Annotated in this window: 16 protein-coding genes and 3 pseudogenes; 12 read left to right on the top strand and 7 right to left on the bottom strand. The window is 57.8% G+C overall.

Annotated features, from left to right (window positions below; all coding sequences use genetic code 11):
- Nucleotides 1-13 precede the first annotated feature (13 nt).
- The 5 genes from ACEN42_RS39565 (at nucleotide 14) to ACEN42_RS39585 (ending at nucleotide 6,515) form a co-directional block, all read left to right on the top strand.
- Nucleotides 14-1,024 (top strand): TRAP transporter substrate-binding protein, encoded by a 1,011-nt coding sequence (locus tag ACEN42_RS39565; protein ID WP_371884508.1) that lies wholly within the window; start codon nucleotides 14-16, stop codon nucleotides 1,022-1,024.
- Between the two features lie 110 nt (nucleotides 1,025-1,134).
- The gene (locus ACEN42_RS39570; protein ID WP_371884509.1) at nucleotides 1,135-3,024 is read left to right on the top strand and encodes a TRAP transporter large permease subunit; all 1,890 of its coding nucleotides are present in this window, start codon (nucleotides 1,135-1,137) and stop codon (nucleotides 3,022-3,024) included.
- A gap of 170 nt (nucleotides 3,025-3,194) precedes the next feature.
- Nucleotides 3,195-4,361 (top strand): acetyl-CoA acetyltransferase, encoded by a 1,167-nt coding sequence (locus ACEN42_RS39575; RefSeq protein ID WP_371884510.1) that lies wholly within the window; start codon nucleotides 3,195-3,197, stop codon nucleotides 4,359-4,361.
- 32 nt (nucleotides 4,362-4,393) lie between these two features.
- Nucleotides 4,394-5,989 (top strand): acyl-CoA synthetase, encoded by a 1,596-nt coding sequence (locus ACEN42_RS39580; RefSeq protein WP_371884511.1) that lies wholly within the window; start codon nucleotides 4,394-4,396, stop codon nucleotides 5,987-5,989.
- 1 nt (nucleotide 5,990) lies between these two features.
- A complete protein-coding gene (locus ACEN42_RS39585; RefSeq protein WP_371884512.1) occupies nucleotides 5,991-6,515 on the top strand; it encodes a gamma carbonic anhydrase family protein in 525 nt (174 codons plus the stop codon).
- A 513-nt stretch (nucleotides 6,516-7,028) separates the two neighbouring features.
- On the opposite strand, the pseudogene ACEN42_RS39590 reads toward ACEN42_RS39585, so the two are convergent.
- Nucleotides 7,029-7,524 (bottom strand): annotated as a pseudogene (locus tag ACEN42_RS39590) (ATP-binding protein); the annotation flags it as partial.
- 300 nt (nucleotides 7,525-7,824) lie between these two features.
- On the opposite strand from ACEN42_RS39590, the gene ACEN42_RS39595 reads away from it, so the two are divergent.
- Both ACEN42_RS39595 and ACEN42_RS39600 read left to right on the top strand, forming a co-directional pair.
- Complete coding sequence (locus ACEN42_RS39595) at nucleotides 7,825-7,992, top strand: hypothetical protein (protein WP_371884513.1); 168 nt, start codon at nucleotides 7,825-7,827, stop codon at nucleotides 7,990-7,992.
- Nucleotides 7,973-8,326: a recombinase family protein gene (locus tag ACEN42_RS39600; protein WP_371884514.1), complete on the top strand. Its 354-nt coding sequence runs from the start codon at nucleotides 7,973-7,975 to the stop codon at nucleotides 8,324-8,326. The genes ACEN42_RS39595 and ACEN42_RS39600 overlap by 20 nt, the downstream gene beginning before the upstream one ends.
- On the opposite strand, the pseudogene ACEN42_RS39605 reads toward ACEN42_RS39600, so the two are convergent.
- Nucleotides 8,210-8,557 (bottom strand): annotated as a pseudogene (locus ACEN42_RS39605) (helix-turn-helix domain-containing protein); the annotation flags it as partial. The gene ACEN42_RS39600 and the pseudogene ACEN42_RS39605 overlap by 117 nt on opposite strands.
- 185 nt (nucleotides 8,558-8,742) lie before the next feature.
- On the opposite strand from ACEN42_RS39605, the gene ACEN42_RS39610 reads away from it, so the two are divergent.
- Both ACEN42_RS39610 and ACEN42_RS39615 read left to right on the top strand, forming a co-directional pair.
- Entirely contained in the window at nucleotides 8,743-9,210 is a 468-nt protein-coding gene (locus ACEN42_RS39610) for a hypothetical protein (protein ID WP_371884515.1), read from the top strand.
- Nucleotides 9,207-9,500, top strand: coding sequence for a type II toxin-antitoxin system RelE/ParE family toxin (locus tag ACEN42_RS39615; protein ID WP_371884516.1), 294 nt, complete (start codon nucleotides 9,207-9,209; stop codon nucleotides 9,498-9,500). Before ACEN42_RS39610 ends, ACEN42_RS39615 begins: the two co-directional genes overlap by 4 nt.
- Before the next feature lie 299 nt (nucleotides 9,501-9,799).
- On the opposite strand, the gene ACEN42_RS39620 is transcribed toward ACEN42_RS39615, so the two are convergent.
- Nucleotides 9,800-10,042 (bottom strand): DUF6429 family protein, encoded by a 243-nt coding sequence (locus tag ACEN42_RS39620; RefSeq protein WP_371884517.1) that lies wholly within the window; start codon nucleotides 10,040-10,042, stop codon nucleotides 9,800-9,802.
- Nucleotides 10,043-10,047: 5 nt separating this feature from the next.
- Nucleotides 10,048-11,133 carry an IS630 family transposase gene (locus ACEN42_RS39625; RefSeq protein ID WP_371884518.1) on the bottom strand — a complete coding sequence of 362 codons (1,086 nt, stop codon included), beginning with the start codon at nucleotides 11,131-11,133 and terminating at the stop codon, nucleotides 10,048-10,050.
- 85 nt (nucleotides 11,134-11,218) lie between these two features.
- On the opposite strand from ACEN42_RS39625, the pseudogene ACEN42_RS39630 reads away from it, so the two are divergent.
- A pseudogene (locus tag ACEN42_RS39630) lies at nucleotides 11,219-11,848 on the top strand (adenylate/guanylate cyclase domain-containing protein); the annotation flags it as partial.
- Between the two features lie 475 nt (nucleotides 11,849-12,323).
- Here the strand turns inward: ACEN42_RS39630 and ACEN42_RS39635 are convergent.
- From ACEN42_RS39635 to ACEN42_RS39645, 3 genes are all read right to left on the bottom strand, one after another.
- Complete coding sequence (locus ACEN42_RS39635; RefSeq protein WP_371884519.1) at nucleotides 12,324-12,644, bottom strand: hypothetical protein; 321 nt, start codon at nucleotides 12,642-12,644, stop codon at nucleotides 12,324-12,326.
- 191 nt (nucleotides 12,645-12,835) lie between these two features.
- Nucleotides 12,836-13,087, bottom strand: a complete 252-nt coding sequence (locus tag ACEN42_RS39640; protein ID WP_371884520.1) for a hypothetical protein — start codon at nucleotides 13,085-13,087, stop codon at nucleotides 12,836-12,838.
- A 73-nt stretch (nucleotides 13,088-13,160) separates the two neighbouring features.
- The gene (locus ACEN42_RS39645) at nucleotides 13,161-13,349 is read right to left on the bottom strand and encodes a hypothetical protein (protein WP_371884521.1); all 189 of its coding nucleotides are present in this window, start codon (nucleotides 13,347-13,349) and stop codon (nucleotides 13,161-13,163) included.
- A 298-nt stretch (nucleotides 13,350-13,647) separates the two neighbouring features.
- Here ACEN42_RS39645 and ACEN42_RS39650 point away from each other — a divergent pair, with 298 nt between their 5' ends.
- Both ACEN42_RS39650 and ACEN42_RS39655 read left to right on the top strand, forming a co-directional pair.
- A complete protein-coding gene (locus tag ACEN42_RS39650; protein WP_371884522.1) occupies nucleotides 13,648-13,914 on the top strand; it encodes a DUF4242 domain-containing protein in 267 nt (88 codons plus the stop codon).
- Between the two features lie 108 nt (nucleotides 13,915-14,022).
- Nucleotides 14,023-14,691 (top strand): alpha/beta fold hydrolase, encoded by a 669-nt coding sequence (locus ACEN42_RS39655; protein WP_371884523.1) that lies wholly within the window; start codon nucleotides 14,023-14,025, stop codon nucleotides 14,689-14,691.
- Nucleotides 14,692-14,733 lie beyond the last annotated feature (42 nt).

Below are 14,733 nucleotides of genomic sequence, written 5' to 3' on the forward strand. Positions count from 1 at the left end.
ATCGGAGACAATCATGAACATCTCTCGCCGCGACGTACTAAAGGTATCTGTATCATTAGGACTCGCGAGCATTGCCGGACGTCCGCTCTTTGCTCAGACCGCGCAGTTTAACTACAAAGTCGGAACAAATGTACCCATAACGCACCCTATTTATATTCGATTAAAGGAAGCGAGCGAGAAGATTAAAGCCGAAACCCAGGGGAAGGTTGACATCCGCGTCTTTCCAAGTGGTCAGCTGGGAGGCGACACTGAGATGCTGAGCCAAGTGCGCAGTGGCGGGATTGACTTCCTCACGCTGCCCGGCGTGGTGCTGGCTAACCTTGCGCCGATGGCCTCGCTGAACAGCGTTGGATTTGCTTTCCCCGACTATCCTTCGGTCTGGAAGGCGATGGACGGAAATCTTGGCGCTTACATCCGCAGTCATATCGCCAAGACCGGTCTCATTGTTGCCGATAAAGTATGGGACAACGGCTTTAGACAAATCACTTCGAACACTCCGATCAATACGCCAGCCGAACTTGCGAGCATGAGGATTAGGGTGCCGGTAAGCCCGCTGCTTCTCTCTCTCTTCAAGTCTCTCGGCGCTTCTCCCACTCCGATCAACTTCAACGAGTTGTACAGCTCGTTGCAGACTCACGTGATCGACGCCCAGGAAAATCCGCTTCCGATCGTCGCCACCGCCAAGTTGTACGAGGTTCAAAAGCGCTGCGCACTGACGTCGCATGTCTGGGACGGCTACTGGCTGCTGGGCAACAAGCGCTCATGGGAAGCCTTGCCCCCGGCTCTGCGTGACGTGGTCAATCGGATTTTTAATGAAGGCGCGGTCGCACAGCGCGAGGACAGCGAGAAACTGGCTGTGTCTCTTCAGCAAGAGCTGTCTTCCAAAGGAATTGTGTTCAACAAAATCGACGCCACGGCGTTCCAGAAAAAGCTCGTGGCGGCCGGGTTTTACTCAACGTGGAAGGAAAAATTTGGGGCTGAAGCCTGGGCTCAACTTGAAGCTTATACGGGCAAACTTGCCTGATTGGCAAGCTTGCTACAACGCAGGCGCGCAAGCTCGTCTGCACGTCGGCCCTGCTTGGCTTTTACCTACCCCTTTGAGGCGGTCCGTGCCCTGGCCCGCTGGAGAATGTCATGACCTCCTTTCGGAATATGCCAACGCCGTCCTCGACGCCTACTGTAGCACCGCCGCGAGGGCTGACTTCTCTCGCGCTTGGCTTTGAACGCCTCATCGGGTACGCCGTCGAAATATCCGCGGCACTCCTCGTCGTTGCCGAGATCGTGCTATTGCTAGCCGGCATCATCGCGAGGTATGTGGTGAAGCAACCTTTGACCTGGTCTGATGAGTTGGCTTCAGTCCTGTTTTTGTGGCTAGCAATGCTCGGAGCAGTCGTGGCCCTCCGTCGCGGCGAGCACATGCGAATGTCTTCCTTCGTCAACAAGATGTCAGCTGACACACAGGCGTTTTTTAACATTGTCTCAACTCTCATCGCCGTCGTCTTTCTTTTTCTAATCCTTGAGCCCGCATACGAGTTTGCGGTCGACGAGCAGATGATGACGCTCCCAGCGCTCGACGTGTCGGCCGCGTGGCGATCGGCGGCGCTTCCGGTTGGCGCCGTGCTCATGGTTGGAAGCGCGCTCTTGCGCTTGATCGGGTCGGTTCGGCTGACAACTCTTCTTCGGGCAGCACTCGTAATCGGCATCGTCGCCGCCATCCTGGTCTTCGCAAAGCCATGGCTTGTTACTTTAGGAAACTTCAACCTTGTAATCTTTTTTGTCGGGATGCTCAGCGTCGGTGTGTTCTCTGGCGTTCCTATCGCGTTCTCATTTGGACTTTCAACATTAGCTTACCTGACGCTTACCACCACCACGCCGACTGTGATTTTGGTTGGCCGGATGGCTGAAGGGATGTCGCACATGATCTTGCTATCAGTTCCCTTGTTTGTTTTCTTGGGCTTATTGATTGAGATGACCGGTATGGCTCAGCGGCTTATTGCGTTCCTTGCAGCGCTGCTCGGACATGTCCGCGGCGGTCTGTCCTATGTTCTGCTTGGTGCGATGTACCTCGTCTCTGGGATCTCTGGTTCTAAGGCTGCCGACATGGCTGCTATTGCTCCGGCGCTCTTCCCTGAAATGCGAAAGCAAGGGTGCAAGCCAGGTGAATTGGTCGCACTACTCTCTGCCTCCGGCGCTCAAACCGAGACCATTCCACCTAGTCTTGTTCTGATCACGGTCGGTTCGGTAACGGGTGTGTCAATTACGGCCTTGTTCACGGGCGGTATTCTGCCGGCACTGGTCGTGGGCGCGATGCTTTGCGTCGCCGTGTGGTTCCGGAACCGAACGATCAAAATGGCGGCCGGGAAGAAGCAGTCCCGCCGTGACATCCTCCTCGCGTTCGTCGCTGCCTTACCGGCACTTGTCCTACCTTTTTTGATCCGCTTCGCCGTCGTCGAGGGCGTCGCGACAGCAACGGAAGTCTCAACTATTGGTATCGCGTATGCGATTGTCGTCGGACTTCTTGTGTACCGACAATTTGAGTGGAAGCGACTCAAGACGATGCTCGTCGATGCGGCCTCACTGTCAGGCGCCATCTTGCTCATCATTGGCGCAGCTACCGGCATGGCTTGGGCGCTAACACAGTCCGGCTTTTCCGAGGCACTCGCGCAAGCGGCGACCGCCCTACCTGGTGGCAAATGGAGTTTCATGGCAGCGTCTGTAGCGGGATTCATCGTTTTGGGTAGCGTGCTTGAGGGTATTCCCGCAATCGTTCTGTTTGGGCCGCTCTTGTTTCCGATCGCGAAGATGGTCGGGATTAGTGAGGTCCATTACGCAATGGTCGTAATTCTTTCCATGGGCATCGGCCTGTTCGCACCGCCTTTTGGGGTGGGCTATTACACGGCTTGCGCGGTTGGGAAAGTCAACCCGGATGAAGGCGTGGGCCCACTTCTGTACTACATGGTGGCGCTAGTCGTAGGGGTAGTCGCGGTAGCGCTCGTCCCTTGGATCTCGACCGGATTTCTTTGATGCAGGCATCGCGCCCTCTGAGACACGGGGGGAATGCATAGCAATTTCCGGATGGCTGGCTTTCCGCCAACTAGGTAGCGCTTGACGCTTCCAGTCGACGCCGCAACGACACGAACAAAACCTGTCCTGGCGATTGCCAGGAACCGACATTCCATTTCAAGGAGCAAAACATGCAACCTTCTATCATCGGCTGGAGCCATCTTCCTTTCGGGAAACTCGACGCGCTTGAACCGGAGGAAATGATCTCGAAGACCGCAATTGCCGCTCTGCAGCACGCCGGCATCGACGCAACCTTAATCGATTCAGTCCATGTCGGCACCTTCAACGGTGGTTTCGTATATCAAGACTTTCCGTCTGCGCTTGTTTTCAACTCGATCCCTGAGCTTCGCTACATATCGACAGTGCGTTGCGAGAACGCCTGCGCTACCGGGTCAGCGGCTATTTATTCTGCGCTCGACGCCATCCGTGCTGGCCGCTCGAAGTACGCGCTGGTGATCGGCTATGAAAAAATGACAAGCTTGCCCACGAAGGAAGTTGGTGACGTGCTACAGAAGTGTTCCTATGCAAAGGAAGAAGCAGGCGTGCCCGGCGGTTTCGCGGGCATCTTCGGCACAATCGCGCAGGCCTATTTCGATCGATATGGCGACCAATCCGATGCGCTGGCCGCGATCGCCGCCAAGAATCACCACAACGGTGTATCGAATCCCTACGCGCACATGCGGCGAGACTTTGGCTTCGATTTTTGTCGCACGCCATCAGAGAAAAATCCGTTTGTGGCTGGTCCGCTGAAGCGCACCGACTGCTCGCTGGTCTCCGATGGGGCGGCCGCGATGGTAATCGCCGCGCCTGAAGTGGCCGGAGAGGCGATCCGAGCGATCACGTTCCGTTCATCGGTGCAGGTGAGCGACTTCCTGCCGCTCTCAAGGCGGGATCGCACAGAGTTTGCCGGGGCGCGGCATGCATGGCAACGCGGGCTCAGCGACGCGCAACTCACGCTCGATGACCTCGCGTTTGTCGAAACGCATGACTGCTTTACCGTTGCCGAATTGCTTGAATACGAAGCGATGGGTCTCGCTAAGCCGGGTCAAGGAGCGCGCGTGATTCTTGACGGCGTTAGTACAAAGGAAGGCCGGCTGCCGATCAATCCGTCGGGCGGACTCAAGTCGAAAGGACATCCGATCGGCGCAACTGGCGTTTCGATGCATGTGATGGCGGCGATGCAACTCGCGGGGGAAGCCGGAGAGATGCAGATTCCGAACGCCAACCTCGCCGGCGTCTTCAACATGGGCGGTGCAGCGGTCACGAATTATCTGAGCATCCTCGAACGCCGCGTTTGAGCACTTCAACATTTCGATAAAAGAGACTAGCAATGCTCACGACTGTCATGAACCTCGGTGACCTGTTGACGCAGGTCGCTCGCCGCCTACCAAACGAAGCAGGATTCATCACGCCCGCGCAGACACACACTTGGTCCGAGATTAATCAACGCGTAGACGCCGTGTGTGCGGCACTGCGCGGGCGCGGGATCAAAAAAGGCGACAAGATCCTTGTGCACTCACGCAACAACCTGCCCCTCTTCGAAAGCGCATGGATTGCGTTCAAACTCGGCGCTGTCTGGGTTCCGACCAACTACCGCATTGCGCCGCCTGAGGCCGCTTATCTTGCTAAGTCGAGCGGCGCTCGAGTGATGATTTATGACAGCGGATTCGATGCCTACGTCGACACAGTCCGTGAGGCATCCTCCGCACTCGAACTTGTTGTTGCGTTGGGCGAGCCGCGCGAAGGCGAGCTGGCGTACGCGGCCCTTTGTTCGGCCCCTTCGGCGCCATTTGTGGCAGAAGAGGTAGATCGCGATGACCCGTTGTGGTTTTTCTACACGTCGGGCACGACCGGCCATCCAAAAGCCGGAACCTTGACACACGGGCAAATGGCCTTTGTTGTAACCAATCATCTGGCAGATCTGATGCCCGGGATTACCTATCGCTCGCGCTCGCTTGTTGTAGCGCCGCTGTCGCACGGCGCAGGTATTCATGCAATCGTCAATACCGCGAGAGGCGCAGCAAGCGTTCTGCCGGGGTCGGAGCGCATGGACCCAGATGAGGTATGGTCGCTGGTCGAGAAGCATCGAGTAGATAACATGTTCACGGTGCCAACCATCGTCAAAATGCTAACTGAGCATGAAGCGGTGGACAGCCATGACCACAGCTCGCTTAAGTTCGTTATTTACGCTGGTGCACCAATGTATCGGTCGGATCAGAAGCATGCACTGCTCAAGCTCGGACGCGTCCTTGTGCAGTATTACGGCCTTGGCGAAGTCACCGGGAACATTACAGTTTTGCCCCCCTCGCTGCACGAAGAAGACGATGCTGCTCCAAACTGTCGCGCCGGTACCTGCGGCTATGCGCGCACCGGCATCGACATTGCCATCTTCGACGACGAGGGAAAGCGCCTGGCACCCTATGAAACGGGTGAGATTTGCGTAAGAGGACCTGCGGTAATGCTCGGATATGACAACAATCCAGATGCGAACACGAAAGCGTTCAAACACGGTTGGTTTCATACCGGTGACCTCGGGCACCTAGACAAAGAGGGATTCCTGTACATAACGGGCCGCTCTTCTGATATGTACATTTCCGGCGGCTCAAATGTCTATCCCCGCGAAGTCGAAGAGGCATTACTGACTCATGTGGGCGTGAGTGAGGTGGTGGTATTGGGAATGACCGACCCTAAATGGGGCGAGCTCGGTGTAGCCGTGGTTGTCCGCAAAACAAATGCTGAAGTCGCGCCCGAGGAGTTGATCAATCACCTGGAAGGAAAGCTCGCGCGGTATAAGTGGCCGCGGATCGTCGTGTTCTGGGATGCACTGCCCAAGTCGGCCTATGGAAAGATCACGAAGAAGGATGTGCGCGCCTTGCTGGAAAAACAGACGCGGGAGACTTGCGCTAGCCCTACAGTGAGTGAGTAACATGCCTCTCTATCAGCTCGAATCACGTCGGCCGGTAATCCATCCTGGCGCTTATGTGTCTGAACATGCCGTGATTATCGGTGATGTTGAGATTGAAGATGGAGCGTCAGTCTGGCCAGGAGTTGTCATCCGCGGCGACAACGAAAAAATCTTGATCCGCCGTGACGCCAATGTTCAAGACGGCGCGATCATACACGCGGACCCCGGTTTTCCCGTCAGCATTGGGACAGCTGTATCGATTGGTCATCAAGCAATGCTCCATGGCTGCATGGTGCACGAAAACTGCCTCGTGGGTATCCAAGCGATTGTCCTCAACGGCGCAGTCATCGCGGCAAATAGCCTTGTCGGGGCGGGCGCCCTCGTTGGAGAGGGCAAGTCATATGCCGAACGAAGCTTGATCATCGGGTCACCCGCGAAGGTGATCCGCGAGCTCACGGACGAGGTTATCTCAACGATAGCGGCGAATGCAATCGACTATCGTGATCGCGGAAAGCTATACGCAACCAAGCTGCAACCTGTCACGTAGCACGGGCGTCACATAGTAGTTGAACTGGTGACGCAAAGACGGGGAGAAGACAGCTTCCGGGCTCAGGCTCATCAGCGAGTTGGACGAACCGCTGATCTGCGCCTTGCTCCTCCCGATCAACGCTATTCACCACCAAAGAGGATTCGCTTTCACCATGCTAAATTTTTTTGACGGTGATGTGTGTTGGAATTCTACGCCATTGTCGCGGATCCAACTGGATCGACTTGACGCTATCGATCGCGTTGAATTGCTTGTCGCTGTATCAAGTCATGACGAGCCTTGTCCTTGCCTTGACAGGAAGCACAATTCAATTGCATTGTCCGCGCCGACTGAATTTTGAGCCACCGCGCCGATTGAAATTAGAGCCGGGGTGGAGGCCGGTCTAAAGCGGGACCGGTTGTGGATAAGTGTATGGAATTTCCGGGGTCGCTGTCCTCCTTCGTGTGAGAGTGCGTTGCAGGGGAGCTGTGGAGGGCGTAGCCCATAGCAGCTTCCCCTGCGCGGCGAACGACATCATGCGGATTCGCCGGCCCCGGCAGACTCGCCTTTGCGCGCCTTTTCACGCGACCGGATGCGTTTCGTTGCACTCGCGCTGCTATGCCGGAAGCGATAGCTTTCGTTACCGGTCTCCACGATATGGCAGTGATGCGTCAGCCGATCCAGCAACGCCGTGGTCATCTTCGCGTCGCCGAACACGCTGGACCATTCGGCGAAGTCCAGATTCGTTGTAATGGCAACGCTCGTGTGCTCGTACAGCCGACTTAGAAGATGGAACAGCAGTGCTCCGCCGGCCTGGCTGAAGGGCAAATATCCGAGTTCATCCAGAATGACCAAGTCGAGACGCAGCAAGCTCGCGGCGATCCGTCCGGCGCGGCCCTGCGCCTTCTCCTGCTCCAATGCATTGGCCAGATCTACGGTCGAGTAGTAAGCGCACGCGCTTGCCCTGGTGCATGATGCCGGATACGCCGATGGCTGTCGCAAGATGCGATTTCCCGGACCCCGGCGAACCGGCAACACACTGCCCATGATCATGTAGATGAGGTGGTCGTCCGGTATCCCTTCCATCCGCGAGCGGGTGAGCGCATCAATGTAATCGGCGTCAATCGATTTCGCGGTGAGTCGTATCTGATCATCATGCAACCGGACGGCACCCGTACACATCTTCCGCCGTGGATGACATCGGAGGATGCCGCTCATATGCACATCGTCGCTCAGCCGACGCTACCGCTTGAGGTGTTATACGAACTGCGGCGTCTTTTGAGCGCCGCATTATCTTGTGCGGGGTTGTCCACTCACAAGGGGACGGGCGATGCGCAAACCGATGCGGAAGCAGCAGGATCTGTTCGAGGAAACCGGCGGCGACGATCAGATGTCGGAGGAGTTGAAGGACGAAGTGACGAGGCAACTGGCGTTGCTCATTCAGTCGGTGGTCGACGCGGCAAAGCGGGAGGCGCGAGATGACGAAGATCCGCGCTGAGCACCTTGCACGCAAGGCGTGCGTCTACGTCCGGCAGTCGACATTCGATCAGGTGCAGAACAATCGAGAGAGCCGTCTGCGTCAGTACGGTCTCGCGGACCGCGCCCGAAACCTTGGCTGGCCAGACGTTTCGGTGATTGATGACGATCTTGGACGCTCCGGCTCAGGCGTCCATCGACCCGGTTTCGAGCGACTGCTGGCGGCACTATGCAGCGGTGAGGTGCCGCACGGTTTCCTTCGACAGCACGAGGCCATGGCATTCACGCAGCTTCTCGCACGCCAGCGTCGGTCCGAAATCCAAGTAGCGGTCGCGAATAAGGGTCAGCGCACGTAAGGCCAAGCCTTCGTCAAGCTTCCGATTGCCCGGCTTGTTGCGTTTGCGTGACGTAAGGCCCGCCGCGCCCGACTCGCGATATCGCCACACCAGCCGCTCGACTTGGCGTACCGTCAGGCCGAGACGCTCCGCGGCTCGACCGGGTTTGAGTCCCATATCCACCACGGCCTGGATTACCTTCAGACGGTCGAGTTCGCGCATGTTCAATGTCACCAACGTTGCTGGCTTCATGGACGGCTCCTGCAATGCTGCAGTAAATCGCCAGCTTGCCAGTGGGTACAGAACCCGACATTTGTATATTGCTTCTACAGCGCTCGGCCCGCGCGAGAGGCATTATGACAACCTAGCGGCACTGACGACGGTTGCGCGAGGCACGATATACTATTGATCGTGGAAACTCACCTATTGAGTGCGCGATGAAAACGCTCGACGTCTCCCAGGCAACCGCCGCCGCCCAGGCCGGTGGCGTGCTCACCGCCATCCTTCGAGCCGACGGCGGCCAGTTCTTTATCGAACTGGAAACCCGCTCCGCGGGCATCGCCGTGCTGGTGACCTCGAACAATCGCCGGCCGCGTGCGTTCCGCAACCCGGTGAAGGCGCTCGAAGTGATCCGCGAGCTGGGCTTGCAGAGCGGGCGGTTTTCGCTCGAAGCGTGGCGACCCGACGAAGCCGGGCTCGAGCGGGCGAGCCGACCCGATCGCGCGGAAGCCATGAAGCAGACGCATTCGAACGCCGCCGCCTATGAAAAGTGGTTCCGGGAGCAGGTCAAGGAGTCGCTGGAGGATCCGCGGCCGAACGTCCCGCATACCCAAGTGCAAAAAGAGATGGCGGAGAAGAAGGCCGCACTGCGCAAGCGGATCGCAGCGAACGGAGCTAAATCTTGATCGTGGAGTGGCGCGCACGGGCGCACGAGGACCGCAACAAAATCTTTGACTACATCGCCGAGGACAACCTCACGGCCGCGCTCGAGCTGGACGACGAGATAGAGCAGAAAACGGACGCCCTACCCGAGCATCCCGAGCTATACCGCATCGGCCGTGTGCGCGGCACGCGCGAAATGGTGTTGGCACCCAATTACGTGCTGGTGTATCGGATCCTGAAGCGCAAGGCCATCATCGAAATCGTGCGCATCGTCGGCACGCGGCAGAACTATGGAAAGCGGGCAAAGGCATGACGAACGGGAGCATTGACCTTGGCCACGTGGCAGCTCGTGCGAGTCATATCGACGTGGACTGTTCTCGTTGCGAGCGCCGGGGCCGGTATCTGTTGGCGAGGCTGGTTCAAACGCTCGGTGCAGACTTTCCGATGCTTGATCTCGGCTGGGAGCGCGAACTGTCCGCATCGTGAGGACGCGTCGCACGCCAAGCGGTGACACCTCGTAACGCAGCGCTCGCGGATTTGTCGGATCTACAAGGCGACCTTATAACCATTAGCGGAAATCTTGCTAGTGTAGTGAGTTAGAAGTTCGTTACATTAATTGCTCGTTTGGTCCGGGATAACGAAATGCTGCCTGAATAGGCGCTCGGACTCATATAACCCTTCCTCAGTAAAGACCACCGACTTCGTCTTGTTGACGGGGTCGCAGATGAAGCCCTTTTCGTAAAGGCGATTCAGCACGTCCCAGTCGAGGCCTTTCCACGCGCGGTACTGATCGTGCAGGGTCAGGTAGAGAAGTGCCAGGGCGGCTTCGTCGATCGCGTCGGTATTGATATTCATGACACTCATCCCGCGGCCTTCTGAACACGCACACAAAACCGTTCGAGACTAGCCAGGATCTCGTCGGCCGACTTGCTCCAAATGAACGGCTGGGGGTGGGCGTTGTAGACGTCAAGGTAATGCCGGATTGCGTCTTCGAGTTGGCGCGTCGAACGATGCGTGCCGCGACGAAGGTATCTTTCGGTAAGCGTGGCGAACCAGCGTTCGACCTGATTGAGCCATGACGCCGAAGCGGGTGTGAAGTGAACCTCGAAGCGGGGATGACGAGCGAACCACGCCTTGATCGAGGGAGTCTTATGTGTGCCGTAATTGTCCATTACCAGATGCACATCCAAGTAGGGCGGCACGCTGGCTTCGATGGTGCGCAGGAAACGCAGGAATTCGCTGCTGCGATGGCGCCGGTGCACCTCGCCGATCACTTCGCCAGTGACAATGTCCAGCGCAGCAAAGAGCGTGGTCGTACCGTGACGCATGTAGTCGTGAGTGCGTCGCTCGGGAATGCCTGGGGCCAACGGCAATATGGGTTGCGTCCGGTCCAATGCCTGTATCTGGCTCTTCTCATCGACGCACAGCACGATCGCCTTGAGCGGCGGATCCAGGTACAGGCCGACAATATCCCGCACCTTATCGACGAACAACGGATCGCTAGAGAGCTTAAACGTCTCCTGCCGATGCGGTTGCAGTCCGAAGGCACGCCAGATCCGCGACACTGCCGTCTGCGAGAGCTTCATCTCTCGGGCCATCGTTCGAGTGCTCCAGTGCGTCGCCCCGGCAGGTTCGGACTCAAGCGTCCTCGCAATAACAGCATCGACATGCGTGTCGTCGATTGTCCTGGGCGCACCGGGGCGTGGCGCGTCAAGCAGTCCGTCCACACGGTCCGCGACAAACCGCGCGCGCCATTTAGAGACAGTTTGCTGTGTAAGCTGCAGTTTCGCCGCGACCGTCTTGTTGTCCATCCCTTCGGCACAGGCAAGCACGATGCGCGCTCGCAACGCCAACGCCTGTGCTGTCTTGCGCCGCATCGTGAGCGCCTTCAGTTGCTTGAATTCCGATTCACTCAGCACGAGTTCTCGTTTGGGCCGTCCGCTCATCGCCGCCTCCTCGTATCAGTGCCACACATAGCACTTTAGTACGCGGCGAAAATAATTCAATGAACTTGTAACTCACCACACTAGGTTCGAATTCGAGCCCTACCTCTCGGGCGGCATGCTGCTGACGCGTCAGGCTTTCCGCAAGCTTTTCCGCTCTGAGCGCGTGGATGAAAATGAGGGCCTCGGCATTCGGCAGGTGACGTTCCTTTTCACCGATTTGAAGGGCTCGACTGCGCCCTATGAGCGCCTCGGCGATCTCAATGCCTATGCCCTGGTCCGGGAGCATTTCGCCCTTCTCGAGGCAGCCGCCCATCGGCATGCCGGTGCCATCGTGAAGACCATCGGCGACGCCGTCAAGGCAGCCTTCTCGCGGCCGGTCGACACGGTGGCGGCGGCACTCGAGATCCTGCAGGAGATCGGCCTGTTCAACCACCAGCATGGCGAGCCCGCCATCATTCTCAAGATGGGCGCGCACTGCGGGCCGTCCATCGCCGCGATCCTTAACGAGAATCTCGACTACTTTGGCCAGACCGTGAACATAGCCGCGCGGGTGCAGTCGTTCGCCGACGCGGGCGAAATCTGTCTGACCGAAGCGCTCTACACGGCGCCAGGTGTTCGCCCACTGCTTGTGGGCAGCAATCTCGAGGAGTTCGACGCGCCGCTTCGCGGCGTCGAGGGCGACGCGCGGGTGTATCGCGTCAGGGGCCGGTTATAGCGTCGGGTGTCACGGCGTGCCGCGACGACGGTGCGCGTTAGGAATACCTTACTCAGAAGTAAAAGAAACACTGCGAAACCTCAGGAGCGCTTTTTTACACGCGGAACCATGTGCTCTCGTGAGCGGACGCGAGCCACGGCAGGCCCCACCTCTTAGCTAAATCAAACAAACACCAATTCTACCGCTGAAACCCTATCCAAATAATAATCCTTGTCCGGTTTCCTAACTATACAAGGTTGACGCCCGCGTTTTGGGATTCTTCGATCGCGAAGCCACTCTTTAGGATGTCGAACCGTGCTTCTCGCGCAGCGATGCGGTACTCATACGAATCGCCACGGTTGCCGGGGTGCATGGCGTCATTAAAGCACTCCGCTCGCGCGGCTTTCTCTGTGACGAACACGACGTGTGTTCGGGCAATGAGAAGTGCACGCTGACATTCGGGGCAATTCAGTTCACCGCTCTCGACTCCTCTTCTTTAGCGACCGCTATCGGCGTTGCATTGGAACAGATGACCACAGGTCGCCGCTCTGCCCCGATTGAAGTTACCGCTTGCACTGGTGGTTCCGAAGGCGCCACCGTACTCGGCCGCGCCGTTTTCCATATTGCTGGACATCGCACCCAAATGACTAGAGACAGGGTCTCCTTGGTAAGTCATTCCTGCTGTCGCCGCACCATGGGCGCTGCCTCCTCCACTTCCGCCATTACCATTTCCGCCACCCTGTGCGAACACGGCGCCCGTAGCACAGAATGCCGCAAAGGTGCTGCAGGCTACGGAAAATGCGAACGATGTTTTCATGATATATCTCCTGTAAATTCGACACGCGTGTTCGTCATGTGAAAGCGCGCGTGGCGGCGGTGGGCGCTAGCCGGATGAGCCGGTTTTTGGTAAGGGCTGGCGCCGCCCATTTAGATGAGCTTACGAACACGGCCCGGCAACTTTTGTAAATTTAGGCACGCCCTCGCCTGCTTTCGCAAACTGAGGTCGTTTCAAGGCTCCTTTCTCCGTTCGCTCGAACCCGCATCACCCGTGTTGCTGTCTCCTTTCTGCTTATCTGCTGCCGCTTTGTTGTTTTCCGTCTTGTGAGCAGACCCGGGTGGAACGCGGTCGTTTTTCAAACCGCCGCTCGTGCTCGCTTCTTCGTCGAACATATTGACCTCCTCCTGCGAGTAGGCGTGAACGACTTGTGCAACGAATATTGATACGACAAAAAGGATTGTCGCAAGACCTGCGCGTTTCATGGTGAGTTGCCTCTGCTGGGCCGAGATCGAAGCTTGGATCGCGGCATGTCATCGCCGTAGATCCGTACACTCGTCATAAGCGAAGCAAAGCCTTTTCGCACGCCGCGACGCGTGTGACGCCGAGTGAGTTGCTTTGCTCGATGACAGGCAACGCGAAGTTCTGCCGCGGCTTGACGATCTGCACCTGGCCGTCCGACAACTGCGAGACCGGCGCGCGCAAAACAAGCGCAACAATGATTCCGGGGATCAGGTCTCGCCTCATGGTGACGTCTCCCGCGTAAGTAAAACGGCCGATCTTGAACGCAAGTCAGCCGGTCGCCAGCTTTGACTCATTTATACAGCCCGAAAGCCGCGATGCGAATGGCAAGGATTGACTATCCGTCGCTGTGCGCCCAGTGATTCGCGCTCATTGCGCGGCAAGTCCCTCAGTGAGATAAACTTGAGCGTCGGCGCATCGCGACCGGGATTCGATGCTTCCGCGCAAATACATTTCGGATAACTCAGGGCGTCATTGGGAACGTCGATGCCCCGCTCTTGCATCTTTGAGGAGGAGGCAAACCATGACGCTTTTCATGATCGAGCGCAATTTCGCGGAGCAACTCGACTTCACCACTGAGGGCGCCGCCGAGGTGACGGAAATCAACAATGAAGTTGGCGTTAAGTGGCTCATCTCTTTCCTGACTGCCGACAAGCGCAAAACCTATTGCCTCTATGAGGCGAACAATATGGAAGCGATTCGAGAGGCGGCGCGGCGCGCGGACATTCCGGCCGACGAAATCATCGAAGTGACTGAGCACCGGCCGGAATGGCTGCTTCCCGCGCACTGACGGGCATCGCGTGGCAAAGCGCCGCCGTGATGGTCAAAATTGACTATTTCCGCAAGCCGCCGCTCCCCCTAGAATGGGACCTGCACTGCTCGGCCAAGGAGAGATGCCATGAACTGGCGCGTGCTTATCGTAGCGACGATCATGGTGCCATGGCTCGTCGCATGCGGATCGTCGAAACTCGGTGCGAGCCAGGTGCAAGTCCATCAAACGAGCGTGGATGGAGTCGTGCTGCACCACGAGCAGCAAGGCGTGGGCGACACGGTCGTGCTCGTGCATGGCGCCATCGCCGATCACCGGGCGTGGGATGCTACGCGTAGCGCAGTCGCAGCGCGCTATCGCGTCATTGCCCCGGCAAATCGCTACTTCGGCGCGGCATCCTGGCCGGACGCCATCGGCGCGCCAAACAAACCGGCCTGCCCTGCGACAGCCCAGACACCGCTCGAGGGAAACAGCGCGCTCGGGACTCGACCATCCGACAATGACGAGACGGGCGCACGCAGCACGAGCGCCAACAAGATTCCAGATATCCAATCTCGTCTCATGGCTTGTCTCCCGATGCCGTTCTCAACCGACGACCGATCGCGATACCGCTTCGATCCGTCAACGCTTACCCCCAGTTGTAAATCGCGCAAAGACGGGTGGAAATGGCAAGAAATGACCATCGGGCCGGACGGCAGCAGAATTCATTGCTCCGGCTGGAACGAACAGTGTTCGGGTGGACTAAACTTCCTTTACCCGTTTGCCTCGCTATCGCACGTCGTTTTCCCGAAGCGCTAACGACGAACGCCGTCGAACTGCGAATATCGTGCACGGCTGCTT

Source organism: Caballeronia sp. S22 (assembly GCF_964261745.1).
Lineage (GTDB): Bacteria > Pseudomonadota > Gammaproteobacteria > Burkholderiales > Burkholderiaceae > Caballeronia > Caballeronia jiangsuensis.

Excerpts from the sequence above, each read along its gene's own strand:
- ACEN42_RS39565 (WP_371884508.1), top strand. The coding sequence starts at position 14 with ATGAACATCTCTCGCCGCGACGTACTAAAGGTATCTGTATCATTAGGA.
- ACEN42_RS39570 (WP_371884509.1), top strand. The coding sequence starts at position 1,135 with ATGACCTCCTTTCGGAATATGCCAACGCCGTCCTCGACGCCTACTGTA.
- ACEN42_RS39575 (WP_371884510.1), top strand. The coding sequence starts at position 3,195 with ATGCAACCTTCTATCATCGGCTGGAGCCATCTTCCTTTCGGGAAACTC.
- ACEN42_RS39580 (WP_371884511.1), top strand. The coding sequence starts at position 4,394 with ATGCTCACGACTGTCATGAACCTCGGTGACCTGTTGACGCAGGTCGCT.
- ACEN42_RS39585 (WP_371884512.1), top strand. The coding sequence starts at position 5,991 with ATGCCTCTCTATCAGCTCGAATCACGTCGGCCGGTAATCCATCCTGGC.
- ACEN42_RS39595 (WP_371884513.1), top strand. The coding sequence starts at position 7,825 with ATGCGCAAACCGATGCGGAAGCAGCAGGATCTGTTCGAGGAAACCGGC.
- ACEN42_RS39600 (WP_371884514.1), top strand. The coding sequence starts at position 7,973 with ATGACGAAGATCCGCGCTGAGCACCTTGCACGCAAGGCGTGCGTCTAC.
- ACEN42_RS39610 (WP_371884515.1), top strand. The coding sequence starts at position 8,743 with ATGAAAACGCTCGACGTCTCCCAGGCAACCGCCGCCGCCCAGGCCGGT.
- ACEN42_RS39620 (WP_371884517.1), bottom strand. The coding sequence starts at position 10,042 with ATGAATATCAATACCGACGCGATCGACGAAGCCGCCCTGGCACTTCTC.
- ACEN42_RS39625 (WP_371884518.1), bottom strand. The coding sequence starts at position 11,133 with ATGAGCGGACGGCCCAAACGAGAACTCGTGCTGAGTGAATCGGAATTC.
- ACEN42_RS39635 (WP_371884519.1), bottom strand. The coding sequence starts at position 12,644 with ATGAAAACATCGTTCGCATTTTCCGTAGCCTGCAGCACCTTTGCGGCA.
- ACEN42_RS39640 (WP_371884520.1), bottom strand. The coding sequence starts at position 13,087 with ATGAAACGCGCAGGTCTTGCGACAATCCTTTTTGTCGTATCAATATTC.
- ACEN42_RS39645 (WP_371884521.1), bottom strand. The coding sequence starts at position 13,349 with ATGAGGCGAGACCTGATCCCCGGAATCATTGTTGCGCTTGTTTTGCGC.
- ACEN42_RS39650 (WP_371884522.1), top strand. The coding sequence starts at position 13,648 with ATGACGCTTTTCATGATCGAGCGCAATTTCGCGGAGCAACTCGACTTC.
- ACEN42_RS39655 (WP_371884523.1), top strand. The coding sequence starts at position 14,023 with ATGAACTGGCGCGTGCTTATCGTAGCGACGATCATGGTGCCATGGCTC.